The organism is Nocardia salmonicida (assembly GCF_036142455.1).
Taxonomy (GTDB): domain Bacteria; phylum Actinomycetota; class Actinomycetes; order Mycobacteriales; family Mycobacteriaceae; genus Nocardia; species Nocardia salmonicida.
Genome location: NZ_CP108014.1, coordinates 2123079 through 2140191 on the forward strand (window position 1 = coordinate 2123079; position 17113 = coordinate 2140191).

Sequence of the window (17113 nt, forward strand, 5' to 3'; positions counted from 1 at the left end):
CGTCATTGGCGAACCTCCGCAAGTCCGTCAGGTCCTCAACGCGGATCAGCCGTATTTTGGGCGAATCGCCATCGCGAAGCCTCGATCCAGCGCGGCGAGATGATGTAATGAGCGCCAACGGGTTCCGATCCATCGAGGAGGCAAATCGCATGCGCTCGAGATCGATTTTCGCCGTAGCTTCCGCCCTGGTCGCGTTGCTCTCCGGGTCACCGGCTGTCGGTACGGCCGCGCCGGCTGGACCGTGCAGTCCGGGCACTCCCGACACCGCGCCGGTGACCACCACTTTCTATGACGACGACCGCCAGTATCTCGGTCCCGACCCGCTGCCGACGCAGCCACCGGTCGGTCCGCTCCTGGCTGGATATCAGCGGTTCGGGGCCTTGGATGCTGACCAGTTCGTCGCGAAATACCGTACCGAGCAGGGGTGGTGGATCTACCCACCCGAGGACGGATTCGTCGTGCGCGCCGGACACACCATGCGCCACCCGCAGGCATTGCCACCGGGTAAACGGGTCGACCGTTTCGGCTACGCGGGCGGCAAATTCCTTGCACCGCAAGGTGACTCGTTTGCCGCCCGCGCCCTACCGCCGCAGAACCTGAACACCCCGACCGGCACACCGCTGAGCAACTACCACCTGTATTGCGTGCTCAAACCGTTCCAGGTCGACGCGGGCCCGATCGCGGCGTGGTTCGAACAGCCCGGCGGCGGCACCCAGTACAAACTGGAGTCGAACTACCTCCCCGAAGCCGGTCCGGCCCTGAGTGTCACCTGGCTGCTGCAGAACGGCTACCTCGTCGAAGAACGACCTTCCTGAGCGGAGTGCCCACCATGAATCGCCATGAACTCGCCGACGCCCTCACCGCCGCCGGCTTGCCTTCCGAGTCGTTCCAGATCGCCGACGTTCACGAAACCAGTCCACCCCCCACCGACTTCTGGTTCCTGCGACCCGGCTCCGACGATGGCTGGGAGGTCGGTGCCTACGAGCGTGGACGATTCGACGTGCGGGCGAACTTCGACACCGAAGCCGATGCCGCCCAATGGATGCTGAACACGCTCACCGGCGCACCATCGAACTGACGAAAACTGCTGCCGCACCGACAATTCGGTGCGGCACCCGCTGGGTCGGCCTAGTACTGCAGCTGCACTCAGTTGAGCGAGTGGCCGCCTCACCACCACCCGAGTATCGGCTGCAGCTCCCGCCCGAGTGGTCCGGCCAGGGACCGGGAGTAGCTGGCGGTGAGGTGGTGCTCGTCGTGATAGATCAGGATGTTGCCCTCCGCCACCGCGCACAGCGTGGGCTCGCAGACCGCGTCCGTCATGTCGATCGGGAAGACACTGGGGAACGCCGAAGCCGGTTGCAGCCCTGGGTTGATCGGGTCGAGCGCGTCTTCGCGGCGCATGCCGCAGCTCCTGCGGTTCCCGCCGCCTGCCAAACAATCGGTGGCTTTGTATCGGACGGTTCCACGGCGCAGCCACGGGGTGTCGCGGATGGCGACCACGTTGAGACCACGATCCGACAGTGCCGTCCAGACGGCGAGATAGTCGGCGGGAGTCTCGTCGCCGCCTTCGTCGCGGGGCCGTGTTCCGGTGGTGAAAACCCAGTCGGGGCGGTCGGCGTCGAGGCGGTTGATCACTTCGGTTGACCAGTACCGGCAATCGGGGATGGGCTCGCCTTTGTATGTGGCGTCCTCGGCGAGCGTGAGCGGGCAGCCCATCTTCAAGTACACCTGGATGCGGAACGAGTGTTCGGTGGCGAGCACCTGGAGTGCGGGCAGCCAGTGTTCGGCGTGGGAGCTCCCGACGAGTGCCAGCGTCCGATCGGCCTCCGGGTCACCGTAGGTACAGCTGACGACGTCGCGGGTGTCCCAGTCCGCGATACACCCGTCCGCTGTGGGCGGGGGGACTTCGGTGGGCGCGTCGAAGACGGTGGGCCGCATCGGCTCGGCGGGAGTCGCCGCGCCGGAGGCCAACGCCTCCGCACCCGGGTACTTCGCCGGGTCGAGCTCCCAGACCGCGACCGGTGGGTGCACCTGGGCCACTGTGAACTGCCAACCGGCGGTGACGGTGATGGTCGCCACCAGAAACACCGCGACCGTGGAGGCGACCAGATGTCGCGATCGTGAATGCCTGACATCGGGTGTGTCGATGCGCGTAGTGCGTTGCCGCAGTGGCTGTTCGATCCAGCGGTGTGTCATCCAGGCCAGGACAACCGACAGCCCGATCACCCCGGTGCCGCCAACGAGCCCGGCGTGGGTGTTCCCGCGTTCGGCGAGGAAGAAGATCAGGATCGGCCAGTGCCACAGGTACAGGGGATAGGCGATATCGCCGAGCCACCGCATGGCCGGGTGAGCCAGTAGCCGGTTCGCCAACGGCCAGTCGGCATACCGCAGCCGCATCGCCGACAGGATCACAGCAGCCGTCGCGCAGACCGGGAGAAGGGCCGCGGGCCCCGGGAAACGGTTGGCGCCGTCGACGATGAGCCACCCGCACAGCACGACACCGAGAGCGCCGAGCACCGAGAGCGCGACACGCACCTGCCGCCACAGCACCAGCGAAGGCGCGACGACGGCGAGCCCGGCGCCGACCGACAATTCCCACCCGCGGGCGAAGCTGTCGTAGTAGTTCCATCCTTGATTCGTCGCGGTGCCATAGGCGGCGTAGCAGAAGGAGGCCACGGACACCGCGACCACGATCGCGCCGACAGCGGGGCGAACTCGACCCGGTCGTGAGAGCCGAGTACACAACCAGGCGACAGCGGCGACCACCAGCAGCGCAACCGAGTAGAACTGGGCCTGCACCGACATCGACCACAGATGTTGCAGCGGGCTGACCGAAGGATCAGCAGCCAGGTAGTCCGACCATGTCAGGGCGAGTTGCCAGTTCTGGTAGTAGAACAGCGACGAAAGAACCTGTGCCGCCCCTGTCGACCATTGCGTATACGGCAGCAACAGCACCGACGCGACGACGACCGCCGCCAGCACGACGGTCATGGCCGGGACGAGTCGGCGCAGGGTGCGGCGCACGACCCACCACGCCCAGAACGGTTCCGACGCCGCTGCCCGACGCAGCAGCAAGCCCGTGAAGAAGTACCCCGAAAGCACCAGGAAGACGTCTACACCGCCGGAAACACGACCGAACCACACATGAAAGACCACGACCAATGCGATCGCGAGCCCCCGCAAGCCGTCCAGATCGAAGCGGTACTCCCACTGACGGTTGGTTCGCGTCGCGATGGCGAGGCGAGCCTGCTCGGTCGAGTCGATCGAATCGGCGTCAACATCGGTCACAACCGCTGACACCACCCTGCCGAGATCACATCAGGCACAGGCGAGCCGGTTCCCCGGCGAACGGACGATGACGACGACATGACAACTCTCCTATCACGGTCGAAACCACCAGGTCCATTCGCGCTGGTACGCAACGAGTTACACCATCGCGGCGGTGAGCCCGCAGGCCGTTTAAGATCTGAGCAGAGCTCGACGGATCCGAGGATCGGTCACGCGGCGGGGGAGAGGAAGGTCGATCGTTCGAACTCGCGGTGGCGCACCGCGTGGACGAACGCGGTGTATTCGAGGCGATCGAAGAAGAGGCGGGCGGTTCCGGCTGATGCTCTGCACTCCGGCGCGGCGCTGAATTCGTAGAGGCCGTCGAATCTTCGAGCGACGACGAGAGCTCCCCGGATGGGCCGGCCTGCTCGGATCGCGGCTTGCAGGGCCTCGAACTGGTGGTGGTCGAGGGTCAGGCATTCATCGAGTGGGACCGGTTGCGTCGCGGTGTCGACGGGGCCGGCGAGTTTGTCGTCCCAGATGATGGTGCGGTGGTTGTCGCGGTAGACCATCACGCACGCCTGTTGTGGGGAACTGGCGGCCGCTTTACGGAAATGATGAGCGGGCGGTGTCGGTAACGACATGGTGGATCCTTTCGAACAGCGCTGTCGGCAACGTTGCCGACAGCGCGGGCGCACACTACGGCAGGCTGCCGATAGCGGCGAAATTGCAGGGGCGGGCATAGTCGTCGTAGTCGATCGGCTGGTCGGGCCGCCAGTCCGTGGCGTAGGTGATGCCAGGGTCGGCGATGGTCCACCCGTCGAAGAACGTCTGGAACTGGGCGCGGGTGCGCAGGGTGACCGGTGTGCTGGCATCGGTGAAGACCGCAGCACCGGCGGCCACCTGCGCTTTGATCTCCGGGCCCGCGTCTTCGAGGGACACATGGGTCATCGCGATGTGGCTACCGGGGGCCAGCGCATCGCGCAGTTGCGCGACGATCTTGCCGGGCTCGCTGGCGTCGGTGACCCACGGAAGCACCGAAACCAACAGCAGCCCAACGGGTTCGCTGAAGTCGATCAGGCGTTGGGTGTCGGGGTGGGCGAGGATGCGCCCGGGCTCGCGCAGATCGGCGTCGACCATCGTCGCGGTGTCGGTGACGCCTTGTTCACGCAGCAGGTCGCGGGCGCGGTTGATCGCTTCTTCGTCGTTGTCGACGTACACGACGCGGGAGTCGGGGGCGAGCTCGCGCGCGACTTCGTGGGTGTTGCCGCCGGTCGGCAGGCCGGACCCGATATCGAGGAACTGGCGAATTCCGGTGCCCGCCATGTGGCGAACGGCGCGGCCGAGGAACCGGCGATTGTGCTGGGCCCACAACGGATAGAACGGGATATCGGCGTAGAGCCGCTGGATGAACGGCAGATCCGATTCGAAGATCACCTCGCCGGTGACCATGTGGTGATAGATGCGTGCGGAGCTGGGCTTGTTGGTGTCGATGGGGCGGGGCTCGAAGTCACTGTCGGACATCGTGTTTCCTCTGCGGTTGAGGTGGGGCCGGTCTATCGCTGGATGGTCGGTCGGCTGCGGAGTCCGCGGACGAGGTGTTCCATGAACTGACGGGAGTCGTGGGGGCTCAACGCGGTCATCGTCAGGCGGTTGAAGATCTTGTCGCGGATCCCGACAGCGGGTTTGTCGTCGATGTAGCGGATCTCGCCCTGGGCTTCGATGACGGCCATCTCGAGATCGCCGGCGGCCCCCGGGGAGGGCACGCGAACCAGGATGTAGCGGTCCTCCATGCCCGCGCCGGGTGCTTGGTGGGTGAAGGGCATGACCTGGATCTGGATGTTGGGGCGGCGGGACAGCTCGAGCAGATGGGTGATCTGGGCGAGCATCACCGCGTCCCCGCCGTAGGTGCGGCGCAGGCAGGACTCCGACAGGATGGCGTGGAACTCGGGTGCTCCCCGCTTGAGCAGGATTCGCTGACGTGCGATGCGGGCCTGCACGTAGTCGTCGACGGTGACCGCGCCCGGATCGTCGGGGTCGGGTTGCAGGGGTTCGTGCAGCGCGCGGATGTAGCTCTCGTGCTGCAGCAGGCCGGGAACTATCTCGGCACCGGTCTCGCGCAGACGATCGGCCACATCCTCGAGGTCGACGAGTAGCCGTAGCTCCTCGATGTAGGCACGGCGATAACCGGAGTTCCAGAATCCGCGGCGGTGGCTGTCTTCGCGGAGATCGAGCAGAATCGCGATGTAGTCCTCGTCGGTGACGCCGAGCTTTCGGACCAGCTCGTCGAGCGCCTGGGCGCTCAGGTTGCCTGTGCCGCTGATCACCGCCGCGATCCGCGACTGGCTGACCCCGATCATCTTCCCCGCGTCGGCCTGGGTAGTTCGAGACCGCCGCAGGAGCGCGTCGATCTCGCGACCTAGCAGCACTTTTCGTGCGGTTCGTGCCATGGATCCCACCGTATCGGGCTGCTGGGCAACGGATGCCACCAGTTTCGCAATCCTGATTATCAGGTTAGATTATCAACCAAGATTATTTGGCGAACAAGTCAGAGGGTGAGTCCGGACTGTGACATACCCTGCGGCGCAACAAGAGTGGGGCCCACTCATGGACGTCACCGACTCCGAAACCCTGCGCGGCTATCCCGACGCTGGGGCCGTGAACAGCTGGGGACAGCGACTTCGGACCTATCGCCGCGCTCGATTAGGGCTCAGCCGTGGGGATTTCGCCGAGATGATCAACGATCGTGCTCGTCGCGACAGCATCAATGTCGCGTGTTCGGAACGCCATGTCGCGCGCTGGGAACTCGGCGAGGTCCGCAGGCCGAGCAAGACCTACCGCAGCCTGCTGGCTGTGCTCGGCGCACCGATACCCGAGATCGACTCCGTACCCCCGGCCCCGGCTGTCGGGATCGCTGATGCGGCGGGGTCACAGTCTCCCGAATCTTCCGGTGCCGGGACGCATCGCGGCGCGAATGCGACTCTGCTGGAGGCCCTCGCGACCGCCGTCGTAGGTTCGGCCGACATCCTGACGCCCTGGCTGCCGTCTCTCGACGGTCCCGAGAGCGTCAGCGACACAACGCAGCTCGATCTCGATGTCGTACGTAGCGCCATCGCGGAACTGCGGGAAAAGGACCAGCGACACGGGGGCGGCTCAGTCGCGCGCAAGGCTGTCGACCTTCTGAAATCGACCACCGCGCTGCTGGCTCAGTACCGCGGACACACCGCACTCGCGCACTCACTGCTGGTCGCCACCGCCGACCTGGCCAGGCTGATCGGATGGGCCTACCACGACATCGGCGATCAACATCGCGCCCGTCAATTCGCGACATTGGCCCTGGTTTCCGCGCGGCGGGCGGGTGTGGACAGCCTGGTGGCCTCGACGCTCTATGTCCTGGGTCGGATCAGCTTGATCGAGCGCGACCCACGCGTTGCCCTGCGGATGTTCCAACTCGGGCAGTTGCCCGCCCAAGACGCCGCCGGCGGTGGGGAATCGGCCCGCTTGTATGCCAATGAGGCATGGGCGCACGCCATGATGGGCGATGTCGGCCGGATGCGGACCGCGCTCTCGCGCGCCGAGGAAGCGATCGGCAGGGTCGCAGACCCCGTCGAGCCGTGGACCCGGGTGTTCTTCACCCCCGGAGAGTTCACCGGTATGCAATCGGTGATCTACAACGAGTACGCCCTGACGGCCCGCGGACAGACCGCTGAACGCTACACAGTCGAAGCAGTCGACGCCGCCCGAGCCTCGTTGGCCGCGTCCACACCGGGACGACCGGTCCGCAGCATTCTGTTCGACAACATCACTGTCGCCACCGGCACCTTCCGCCTCGGCCAGATCGATGATGCGGTCTCGTTCGCGGCGGCTGCGCTGGACATGACCGGCCAGGTCGACAGCAGGCGAGTCGGCGACCGACTGGGGCAACTGGTGCATGTCGCGACCCTCGCGTCCTCGCGATCCGATGTGCGGGAGATGTGCCAGGTGATCCGGCGGACAGTTCGCACCGACCAGCACGCTCCGCGTTCGACGCCTCGGTACCGCCTCGCGACCGCCTAGCTATGCCGGCGCGCCTCCAGGCGAGCTCGGTCGATGTCATCCGCGCATGGCGCCACCGAGGACATGTCCGGTCGAATGTCATTGTCGCAGAAAATGTTTGGGGATGTAATCGAACAATGATCACCACGACCCCTAGACGTGGCCAGCGGGACTTGGCCAGACGCCAGTGCGCCGGGTGTGTGTAATGAACGGAGTGAGGCACGCGGGCCGCTCCACCGCGACGCCTGACAACCGCGGCGTGGCCGACGTGCGGGCACGGACCGCGGAGGGATTGCTCGAAGCCCGCCAGCTACTGCTGGCCGTCGCCGGGAATCTGCAGGGCGGTTCCCCGTTGATCGAGTGGGCGCGCGAACTTGCTGATCTGCATGCGACGCTGCTCACCGCATCGGTATCGACCACCCGCCGGCCGGCGGACTTCGATGCCACCGTCACCAGCGGTCGGATCAACACCGTCATCGGCCTGATCGACGAGTGGGCGTCGTGTCACCTTCCTCGTCCCACCTCGGGCCGTCGCCACACCCATTCCCTCGGCGAGGTGATCAGCCACGTAGCCGACAACTACACCCAGGTTCAATGGACACTGCGCCACACCAAGAGCGCTGAGCACCAGCACCATGCCGTCCTGCGCTTCGCTCAAGTCCAGGAAGGCTATGCCGATCTGGTCGACGACATTCGAGCACTGCGCGTCGCGCTACCGCTGGGGCGGGGCAACCAACCTGTCCGATAACGAGGGCAACAGCACAGCATCGGGGCTCAGCGGCGCCGCCATGCGGTCGTCTGACCTGGGGTAACGAGGTTCACTGCACGGTCTCGGAGAGCCGAAATAGTCAGTGCGCGCAGAGGGTTCGCAATTCGAATTCCTCGGGTAATATCGCCGTCGGGGGGAGCACGAGATGAAGGTCTTCGGCTGCCCCTATACCGATATACCACCATCTCCAGGGGATGAAACTTGATCGACATGGCACCGAACCCCACCTCGCGTCGGCGCTTCGCGCGACGTTCCGGCATCACTTCGGTCGTCGCGGCGGCGGCGGTCTGCGCGGCTCTCGTATCCGGCTGCACGAAAGACGATTCGGCCACCACGGCGGGTCCGGCGCCCACCGGCCAGTTGCCCGAGGGCGCGCAGATCGTGAAGGAGTCGGCGAAGACCACGCAGACCCTGCACAACGTGCACCTGAAGATCAACGTCAAGAACCTGCCCGACCTGCCGGTGGAAACCGTGTCCGCCGACGTCACCAACGAGACACAGGGCTCGGGCGCGGCGATGGGCGAGGCGAAGGTCAAGCTCACCCCCGAAGCCTCCTTCACCGAGGCGAAATTCCTTGTGGTGGACAAGGTCCTCTACACCCAGACCGGCGGCCGCTACGTGCCCGCGGGCCCGGCCGAGAAGGTCTACGATCCGGGCGTCATCCTGGACAAGGACAAAGGCATCGCTAATGTGATCGCCAATATCCAGAACGCGAAGACCGAGGGCCGTGAGGTGATCGACGGCATCAACACCGTCAAGGTTTCCGGCACCATCGACGCCGCCGTGATCGACCCGATCGTGCCGCGCATCGGCCAGAACGCGGGCACCATGCCGATCACCGTGTGGATCCAGGACACCGCCCCGCCTGCCTCCGATTCCACCAAGCCCTCGGATGCGGCCTCCACCGGCGACGGCCCGAATCTTGTTCGCGCCGTAGTGAAGAAGGACCAGGGCGAGGTCACCGTCGGCCTGTCGAACTGGGCCAAGCCGGTCAACATCATCAAGCCCGCCGGCTGATATTCACCGGTAATACCGGATCAACCCACACCGGTCCGGGGTCAGCGGAACCTGGCACGCAGTGCCCTCCGCAGCCCCGGGCCGGTGTGTCGTCTGGGTGTCGTCAGCGGTAAACGAATCACGAACGCACGAGTGCGCATCCAATAAGAGAATGTTCAGCGAGATGCAAGGCGCCACAAGGACTATACGTGTCGGGACGCTGGTCGGCAGGCAACACGCATCGGAAGCCGATCGGACACGGAGGAAGAACTAATGACGATCGATGATCGACCTGATGAAGCGGAGCGCGAGCTCCCGCCACCGCCGGGCCCGGGGGGTCGTCCTCCCGTCAACAACGTATGGGTTTATAACGGAAGAGCCTACGACCTGAGCGAGTGGATCTCCAAGCATCCAGGTGGTGAATTCTTCATCGGCCGCACGAAGAATCGAGATATCACCTCGATCATCGGTTCCTACCACCGTGATCCGGAAAAAATCGGGCGGATGATTGAGCGTTACAGTCTCGGTCGCGATGCCACGCCCGAGGACATCCATCCTAAGAACAACGCCCCCGACTTCCTGTTCAAGGACGGCTTCAACAGCTGGGACGACACCCCGAAGTACAAGTTCGACAACAAGTCCGATCTGCTGCACCAGGTGAAGGCCCGGCTCAAGGAGCCCGAGCTGGCCGCGCGACTGAAGCGGATGGACCGCGCCTTCGACATCGTCGTCGGCGTGCTGATCTTCGCCTACATCGCTGTGCAGGCGCTGCGTCTCTACGACACGAGCTGGATGCCGTTGCCCGCCTTCGTGATCGCGATGGTGCTGCTGCGCAGCTCGCTGGCGGGCTTCGGCCACTACGCGATCCACCGCGCGCAGAAGGGCCTGAACAAATACGCGGTCAATGCCTTCGACATGAACTATGTCGCACTGTCTTTCGTCACCGCCGACGGCCACGCGCTGCTGCACCACCCGCACACCCAGAGTGAAGTCGACATCAAGAAGAACGTCTTCACGATGATGATGCAGATTCCGCGCCTGTACCGGGTGCCGGTGCACACGGTGCACAAGTTCGGACATCTGTTGACGGGCATGATCATTCGGCTCCTCGATGTCTGCCGGCTCACCCGCAAGGTCGGCATCAAGGACATGTACGGCAGCTGGCGCGGCGCGCTGCCGCACTTCATCGGCTCGTTCGGGATGCGGTTCCTGCTGGTGGCCGAGTTCGTGGCCTTCGCCTTCGCGGGCGATCTGCTCGCCTGGGGCCTGCAATTCGTGATCACGCTGTGGATCAGCACCTTCATGGTGGTGGCCAGCCACGACTTCGAGGTCCCGACCGAGGAACTGCACACCGAGACCGAGGACTGGGCGGTGAACCAGCTCGAGCAGGCCTATGACCTGACCGTGGTCGGCAACAAGTACGTCGACTGCTTCCTCTCGGCCGGGCTGAGCTCGCACCGGGCGCACCACGTACTTCCGTTCCAGCGCAGCGGGTTCGCCAATATCGCCTCGGAGAACGTGGTGCGTGAGGAGGCCGCGAAGTTCGGCGTGGAGTGGCTGCCCGCCAAGAGCTTCTTCGGAGATCGTTTCCCCAAGCTGTGCCGGACCTACCTGCTCGCACCTTCTCGTGCGGCCGAGGAGAACCGGTGGGGTTTCGTGCGCGAACACTGCGCACCGTCAGCGCTGAAGACCTGCGTCACCTACACCGCGCAGGGCTTCTCCGGCATCGGAACCGTCTGACCCGGCCGTTGCCACCTCTGATCTGTCTCGAAAGGATAAGTGCCCGTGTCTGTTTCCTTTGACCTGCTCCGCACGCCCGATGTCGAGCGCGGGCACGACCTGCTACCACCCACGCCGCCGACGACTGTCGGTGTGATCGAAGCGGTCGCCACCGGTTCGCCCTCGCTGGTCGTCGATCAGGCCGTGAACGCGGGCCGGGTCGCCGAACTGTTCTCCGATCCCGCGCAGCGCCAGCGCATTCCGCGGATCTACGCCAAGACCAGGATCGACACCCGTCACCTGGTGATCGACCCGCTCGATCCCGATTTCCTCGAGTTCAGCCGCAAGCCCGGCACGATCCGGGAGCGGATGAACCTGTTCCTCGAGCACGCGGTGCCGTTGGCGGTCGACGTGGCACGGCGCGCGGTCGCGGGACTGGAGAATCCGGCGGAGGATATCGGTCAGCTGATTTTCGTGACCAGCACCGGCTTCATCGCCCCCGGCGTCGACGTCGCGGTGGTCAAGCAGTTGGGCCTGTCGCCGCAGGTCGGCCGGATGGTCATCAACTTCATGGGCTGCGCCGCGGCCATGAACGGCATTCGCGCCGCCGTCGACTACGTCCGGGCCCATCCGGACAAGAAGGCGATGGTGCTGTGCATCGAATTGAGTTCGGTCAACGCCGTTTTCGACGACGACGTCAACGACGTGATCACCCACAGCCTGTTCGGTGACGGCTGCGGCGCGGTGGTGATCGGCGCCAACCAGGTACACAAGCCACTCGCGCCCGGCAGCGTCGTGATCCGCGACAGCTTCAGCCACCTGTTCGACGACGCCGAGGACGGCATCGTGCTCGGTGTGAAGGACGCGGGCATCACCTGCGAACTGGCGACCAGCCTGCCCGACTACATCTACCGCGGTGTCGACCCGGTGGTCTCGGAAGTGCTGGCGCGCAACGGACTCGGCAAGTCCGATATCGAGTTGTGGGCGATCCACCCCGGTGGTCCCCGCATCATCGAGGAGTCGGCGCGTTCGCTCGGCATCCCCGCCGAACTGGCGGCGCCGAGCTGGGAGGTGCTCGCCGAGCACGGCAACATGCTCAGTGTCTCGCTGATCTTCGTGTTGGAGCGGATGATCCGCGACGCGCAGACGGCGGCACCGATCTCGACCGGTGTGGCGTTCTCGTTCGCACCCGGTGTCACCCTCGAGGGCATCGTGTTCGATGTCATCCGCAGCTGAGAGCGCAAAGTCATGCATCTGCTCCGTTTTCTCGCCGCGCTGTCGCCGGCCAGGATCGCGGCCGTCGTCGCCGCGGGCCTGATCTGCGGCGCCGCCAACACCTACTTGGTCACGCTGATCAACGCGGTCGTCTCGCCACGCCCGCAACCGGACAATCTGCTGCTCCGCTTCGGGGCGACTGGTCTGGTGATCCTCGCCAGCGGTGTGCTGTCGCAGGTTCTGCTGATCCGGCTCTCCCAGGACGCGATCTACCGGCTGCGCAGCGATCTGAGCTCCGGAATCGTCTCCGCCCCACTGGAACACCTCGAACGGCTCGGCATGCATCGTCTGATGGCGACGCTCACCGAGGACGTGCGTTCGCTGTCGCAGGCCGTCACCGCCATCCCGTCGATCTGCGTGGATGTGGCGACGATCGTCGGCTGCTTCGTGTTCCTGGCGGTGGTGTCGGGACCGATCTTCGCGGTCACAGTGGGCGGCACATTGGTCGGCATCGCGTGTGTGGAACTGGTCCTCAAGCGGGTTCGCGGTATCTACCGGGAAGCCCGTGAGAACGAGGACGCGCTGCTGCGATCGTTCCAAGCCGTGACCCTCGGCATCAAGGAACTGAAGCTGCACCGTGGTCGGCGTCGTGACTTCATGGACCGGCACCTGCTCGGTTCGGCGGGCACGCTGCGCGATCAGAACACCGACGCGGGCTCGAAGTTCTCCTACGCGCAAGGCTTCGGCCAGGCGTTGCAGTTGGGCACGATGGCGCTGATCCTGTTCGTCATCGCGGCCGCACTGGATCTGCCGCGCGAGACGATGGTCGGCTACGTGCTGGTCACCACGTTCCTGGCGATGCCGATGCAGAACTTCATGCACCGCATCCCCGATCTGCTGCGTGGTGATGTGGCGCTGGCCAAGATCCGTGCGATGAACCTGTCGATGACGACGCTGCACGACGAGGAGTCGCTGCCGTATTCGGAGCGTCCAGCGGCAGGGGAGGCCAAGCTGGAACTGACCAACGTCAGCTACATCTATCGCGCGGAGGCGCCCTCGCAGGTGCCACCGCCGCCGGGATCGCACGGGCCGGGCGGGCATCCGCCGCGTCCGGGGATGCCGCCGCGTGAGGGCAACGGCAGGCCGCCGCATCCGCATCCCGCTCATCCCGGTGCCCATCCGGGTGGCGGTCAGGTGGATGTCAACGGCAAGAAATGGGTCGACCACGGTGGCACCGATGTGCGTCCGTTGGCTCCGCCGCCCGGACTCGACGAGTCCGACGACGCCGGGTTCCGGCTCGGTCCGATCGACCTGGTTTTCGAACCGGGCCAGATCACGTTCATCGTCGGTGGCAACGGCAGCGGGAAGTCGACGCTGGCCAAGCTCATCACCGGTCTGTATGTGCCACGCTCGGGGTCGTTGTCGCTCAACGGGGAGAGGATCGACCACGACAACATCGAGTGGTACCGGCAGAATTCGTCGGCGGTGTTCACCGATTTCCATCTGTTCGAGGACTACCTGGGTTTCGACCGCCCGGGTATCGACGCCGACGTCCAGCGTTATCTCGACGAGTTGCAGATCGCGCACAAGGTGACCGTGCAGGACGGGCGGTTGTCGACGGTCGATCTGTCACAGGGGCAGCGCAAGCGACTGGCCCTGCTCACCGCTCTGCTCGAAGACCGCCAGATCTATGTCTTCGACGAATGGGCCGCTGATCAGGAGCCACGCTTCCGTGACGTGTTCTATCACGAGATCCTCACCGATCTGAAGCGGCGCGGGAAGACCGTCATCGTGATCACCCACGACGACCGGTACTTCGATTGCGCCGACCAATTGGTGAAGCTCGACTTCGGTCTCGTCGCTGTGTAGTGCGTGAACGCCGGCCCACCCGGGGCCGGCGTTTTCGTGTGTCAGGCGATGTCGCGGTACTCGGCGATGCGGCGCGACATCGGCGGCCTGTCGGCCAGGCTCACCTCGGAAGGTGTGCGCCGCCAACCGGTTTCCTCGGGCAGGAACTGCACCAGACCGATCCCGGAATCGCGGATACCGAGTCGGTCGAGCAGAGTCGCCACGACCTGGCGGCTCATCACCGCGAGTTCGTGCGTCGGCCGATTACGGTGCACGCGGATCCCGAGGTCGACCTGGGCGATGGCCGACAAACCGCGTCGCTGCCAACAATCGAGCAGGATCCCGATCTCCGCGCCGTACCCGCCGGCAATGGAGATCTGGCCGAGAAACGCACGGGTAGTGGCACATTCGCCGCCCAGCGGCTGGATGATCTCGGCCAGCGCGGGCGCGAGCGCGGTGAGCAGCGGGCGCGCCATCAACTGGGTGACCCGGCCGCCGCCATCGGCGTCATCTGTCATCGGCCTGCGATAGAAACCCTTGACCAGGGTGATCTGCGGGTCGGTGAGCAACGGTGCGAGCAGGGTGGGCACGAACATCGGATCGGGTTCGATGAGATCCGCGTCGAGAAAGACGATCAGGTCGCCGGTACACACCGCCATCGACCGCCACAGCACCTCACCTTTGCCCGGCCGTATCGCCACGCCGGGCAATGCCTGCTCCCGCGTGTAGACCTCGGCGCCGGTGGCACGTGCGCGCGCGATGGTGCGATCAGCGGACCCGGCATCGAGCACGATCAACTCGTCGACCAGCCCACCGAGCAGCGGCTTCACAGACGCGACCACTCCGGCGACGGTGTCCTCGTCATCCAGGGCGGGCACCACCACCGAGACCCGACGACCGGACTTGCGGTCGTTCAGTTCACGGATGTCCATCCCGCCAGTCAACGACACACTCGCCCCCGCCGCCACCGGTGCGTGCCGATCCTGTGACCGACTCCAACGGTTTTCCGATAGGGGTTGGTCATACCCACAGGTCCGGGCCGGTTATCGAGTGCGGGACCGTCGGCAGTCCCTGCGGGTACCGTGGGGCTCAGTCGACTGGCGGAGGGGCGGAATCATGAGTGGGAGTGCGGCAACGATGGTCGAGGTTTCCAAAGGGTCCAAGACCGATCTCGTCGACGGGCAGTACACGGTGCGCCTGGATCTCGACAGCCCGGCCGGGGCCGTCGACATCGCCGCGGTGTTGTTGACCGCCGACGGTAAGGTGCGCTCCGATGCCGACTTCGTGTTCTTCAACAATCCGGCGGTGTCGGGTGTTCGGTTGGAGTCCGATGCTGTTGTCGCGGTAGATCTTTCGGCGCTGCCCGCCGAGATCCATCGCGTGGTGATCACCGGAAGCACCGAGGCACAGGGGATTCGGTTCGGCGCGGTCACCGGTCTGCGGGTCTCGGCTGTCGGTGCGAGTCAATCGGTGAGTTTCGTGCCACCGGGTCTGGACTCGGAGACGGTGCTGCAAGCTGTCGCGCTGTATCGCCGGGGGAGCGGGTGGCGGCTCGACGCGATCGGGCAGGGCTACAGCGCCGGGCTGGCGGCGTTCGCGACCGATCACGGCATCGTCGTCGATGCCGAGGAAGAACCGGTCGAGGCGCCTTCGAATGTGACCGAAGTGCCTGCACCCCAGCGTGTTACGCCACCCGCTCCGTCGGTCGATCTGCGCAAGGTCGATGTCGTGCTGACCAAGGATTCGCCGGATCGCCGCGCCACCATCGACCTGCGCAAGGGCGATCCCGGCTATGTCCTGACCGTCGGCCTCGAATGGGACGGGCGCGGCGCGAAATACGACGCGAACGGTCGCGTCACCGAGTTCGGCACGGGCGACCTGGACGTGTACTTCTTCTGCCGCAACGAGATCACCGGCGACTACGTGGTCCTCAGCGGCGAGAAGGGGCACCAGGGCGACATCACGCAGTGGCCGTTCATCCACCACCAGGGCGACACCCGCGGTCCCGGCGCGAACAACCTCCCCGCCACCGAACAGGTCACCGTCCGCCCCACCGAGAACGGCGACCTGCTCCTCAACGTCTACCAATCCGTGGACAACGGAGCGGGCGCCATCGACAAATTCGGCAATCCCCGAGTCCGTGTCCGCTACGGGCGTCCCGGCCCCGACGGTCTGCCCGACAAGGACGCCGACCAGATCACCGTCATCATCGGCAACGGTAAGAGCTCGTTCTGGGCCACTGTCGCCCACATCGACGTTCGCGACGGCATTCTCACCGTCGACGGCACCATCTACTACAGCCGAGCTTTCAGCGAACGCATGCCCGTTCTCGACACCAACGGCGCCTGGGTCCGCTCTGCCAAGAACGGCCCCGTCGGCCGCAGCAAGAAGGCCAGCGGTCTGGGTTTGAGCCGCTACGAAGGGCAGTGCCCGACCCCTCGCTGAGCCGAAAACAGCCCTTGAGACCCGTCGGGTGCTGGGTTACGTCGCTAGCTCGAGCCAGCCGACTCGTCCTTCGAGCAGTCCTCGCAGAGCAATCGCTTCGCTTCGACGGCCGTCAGCTGGTCCGGGGGAAAGAGTTCGGCGCAGCTCGCGCAACGCTTTCTCCGGGTCGATGGCGGCAACGGAGGACCATATTGCGAGAGAGCGGAAAGATCGACTGTCCACTCCTTCTCGGAGCGGACACGCCATTGCTCGAACTGCTCCTCGAGATAGAGATCGGTTTGCGTCGGGGTCCAACCATTCACCTCGGCCAGGTGACTGCGGGCTTGCTCTCCCCGGTCACCGGCATACTCCCGGCCTATGTGCTTGACGGCATGGCAATCCGGGCACAGCGCCTCGAGCCGGACCAACCGCTGGATCTGCTGCTGGTCATCGTATTCCCAGACTTCGTTGCAATCCGGAGCCCGCCGCCCGACACCATCGCAGATCTCGCACCGGTTGCCTGCCGCCTCGCACACGATCCCTCGAAGCCGCTTCCACTCCCTCGCGGACAACTCCGACCGCAAGTCGGCGCCCCACCTCGTCTTCGGAACCACTTCGACGGCGAGCCGTGGGGGAGAAGGGCGAGTCGTCGGCGCAGTCACCCCCACCGCTGGCGAACTCGTCGTAGTGCCGACGAATCTGCGGCGCCTGCTGCTAACCAGGGCCACCAACATGATCAGCACGGCGGATAGGACAACGCCGACGATTCGAATCATGCGAGTGATCGTGTCATTCAATCCTCAAGTTGACGTGGCAATCACAAGGATGTCGGTTCGCAAA

General features: G+C 65.3%; 15 protein-coding genes. 9 read left to right on the forward strand and 6 right to left on the reverse strand.

From position 1 onward, the window contains the following. The first annotated feature begins 149 nt into the window (after window positions 1-149). Window positions 150-815, forward strand: a complete 666-nt coding sequence (locus tag OHS03_RS10075) for a TNT domain-containing protein (RefSeq protein WP_328662483.1) — start codon at window positions 150-152, stop codon at window positions 813-815. Window positions 816-829: 14 nt separating this feature from the next. Further along, window positions 830-1078: a hypothetical protein gene (locus tag OHS03_RS10080; protein ID WP_328662484.1), complete on the forward strand. Its 249-nt coding sequence runs from the start codon at window positions 830-832 to the stop codon at window positions 1076-1078. An 89-nt stretch (window positions 1079-1167) separates the two neighbouring features. Here OHS03_RS10080 and OHS03_RS10085 read toward each other — a convergent pair whose 3' ends face one another. From OHS03_RS10085 to OHS03_RS10100, 4 genes are all read right to left on the reverse strand, one after another. Beyond that, complete coding sequence (locus tag OHS03_RS10085) at window positions 1168-3288, reverse strand: acyltransferase family protein (RefSeq protein WP_328662485.1); 2121 nt, start codon at window positions 3286-3288, stop codon at window positions 1168-1170. A gap of 209 nt (window positions 3289-3497) precedes the next feature. After that, window positions 3498-3911, reverse strand: coding sequence for a hypothetical protein (locus OHS03_RS10090; protein WP_328662486.1), 414 nt, complete (start codon window positions 3909-3911; stop codon window positions 3498-3500). Window positions 3912-3966: 55 nt separating this feature from the next. Continuing rightward, entirely contained in the window at window positions 3967-4791 is an 825-nt protein-coding gene (locus OHS03_RS10095; RefSeq protein ID WP_056819487.1) for an SAM-dependent methyltransferase, read from the reverse strand. 32 nt (window positions 4792-4823) lie between these two features. Continuing rightward, the gene (locus OHS03_RS10100) at window positions 4824-5717 is read right to left on the reverse strand and encodes a helix-turn-helix domain-containing protein (protein ID WP_328662487.1); all 894 of its coding nucleotides are present in this window, start codon (window positions 5715-5717) and stop codon (window positions 4824-4826) included. A 157-nt stretch (window positions 5718-5874) separates the two neighbouring features. Between OHS03_RS10100 and OHS03_RS10105 the strand changes: the two genes are divergently transcribed. From OHS03_RS10105 to OHS03_RS10130, 6 genes are all read left to right on the forward strand, one after another. After that, window positions 5875-7323 carry a helix-turn-helix domain-containing protein gene (locus tag OHS03_RS10105; protein WP_328662488.1) on the forward strand — a complete coding sequence of 483 codons (1449 nt, stop codon included), beginning with the start codon at window positions 5875-5877 and terminating at the stop codon, window positions 7321-7323. A 184-nt stretch (window positions 7324-7507) separates the two neighbouring features. Continuing rightward, window positions 7508-8050: a hypothetical protein gene (locus OHS03_RS10110; RefSeq protein ID WP_131817036.1), complete on the forward strand. Its 543-nt coding sequence runs from the start codon at window positions 7508-7510 to the stop codon at window positions 8048-8050. Window positions 8051-8281: 231 nt separating this feature from the next. After that, window positions 8282-9088 (forward strand): LppX_LprAFG lipoprotein, encoded by an 807-nt coding sequence (locus OHS03_RS10115; protein ID WP_056819493.1) that lies wholly within the window; start codon window positions 8282-8284, stop codon window positions 9086-9088. Window positions 9089-9340: 252 nt separating this feature from the next. Beyond that, window positions 9341-10807, forward strand: a complete 1467-nt coding sequence (locus OHS03_RS10120; RefSeq protein WP_084465292.1) for a fatty acid desaturase — start codon at window positions 9341-9343, stop codon at window positions 10805-10807. Window positions 10808-10852: 45 nt separating this feature from the next. Then, window positions 10853-12022 carry a type III polyketide synthase gene (locus OHS03_RS10125; protein WP_328662489.1) on the forward strand — a complete coding sequence of 390 codons (1170 nt, stop codon included), beginning with the start codon at window positions 10853-10855 and terminating at the stop codon, window positions 12020-12022. A 12-nt stretch (window positions 12023-12034) separates the two neighbouring features. After that, window positions 12035-13870, forward strand: a complete 1836-nt coding sequence (locus tag OHS03_RS10130) for an ATP-binding cassette domain-containing protein (RefSeq protein ID WP_328662490.1) — start codon at window positions 12035-12037, stop codon at window positions 13868-13870. 41 nt (window positions 13871-13911) lie between these two features. On the opposite strand, the gene OHS03_RS10135 is transcribed toward OHS03_RS10130, so the two are convergent. Then, a complete protein-coding gene (locus tag OHS03_RS10135; RefSeq protein WP_328662491.1) occupies window positions 13912-14781 on the reverse strand; it encodes a glucosyl-3-phosphoglycerate synthase in 870 nt (289 codons plus the stop codon). A gap of 184 nt (window positions 14782-14965) precedes the next feature. Between OHS03_RS10135 and OHS03_RS10140 the strand changes: the two genes are divergently transcribed. Next, entirely contained in the window at window positions 14966-16294 is a 1329-nt protein-coding gene (locus OHS03_RS10140) for a TerD family protein (RefSeq protein ID WP_328662492.1), read from the forward strand. Between the two features lie 44 nt (window positions 16295-16338). Here the strand turns inward: OHS03_RS10140 and OHS03_RS10145 are convergent, their stop codons facing one another. Then, the gene (locus OHS03_RS10145) at window positions 16339-17049 is read right to left on the reverse strand and encodes a hypothetical protein (RefSeq protein WP_328662493.1); all 711 of its coding nucleotides are present in this window, start codon (window positions 17047-17049) and stop codon (window positions 16339-16341) included. Window positions 17050-17113: the final 64 nt, after the last annotated feature.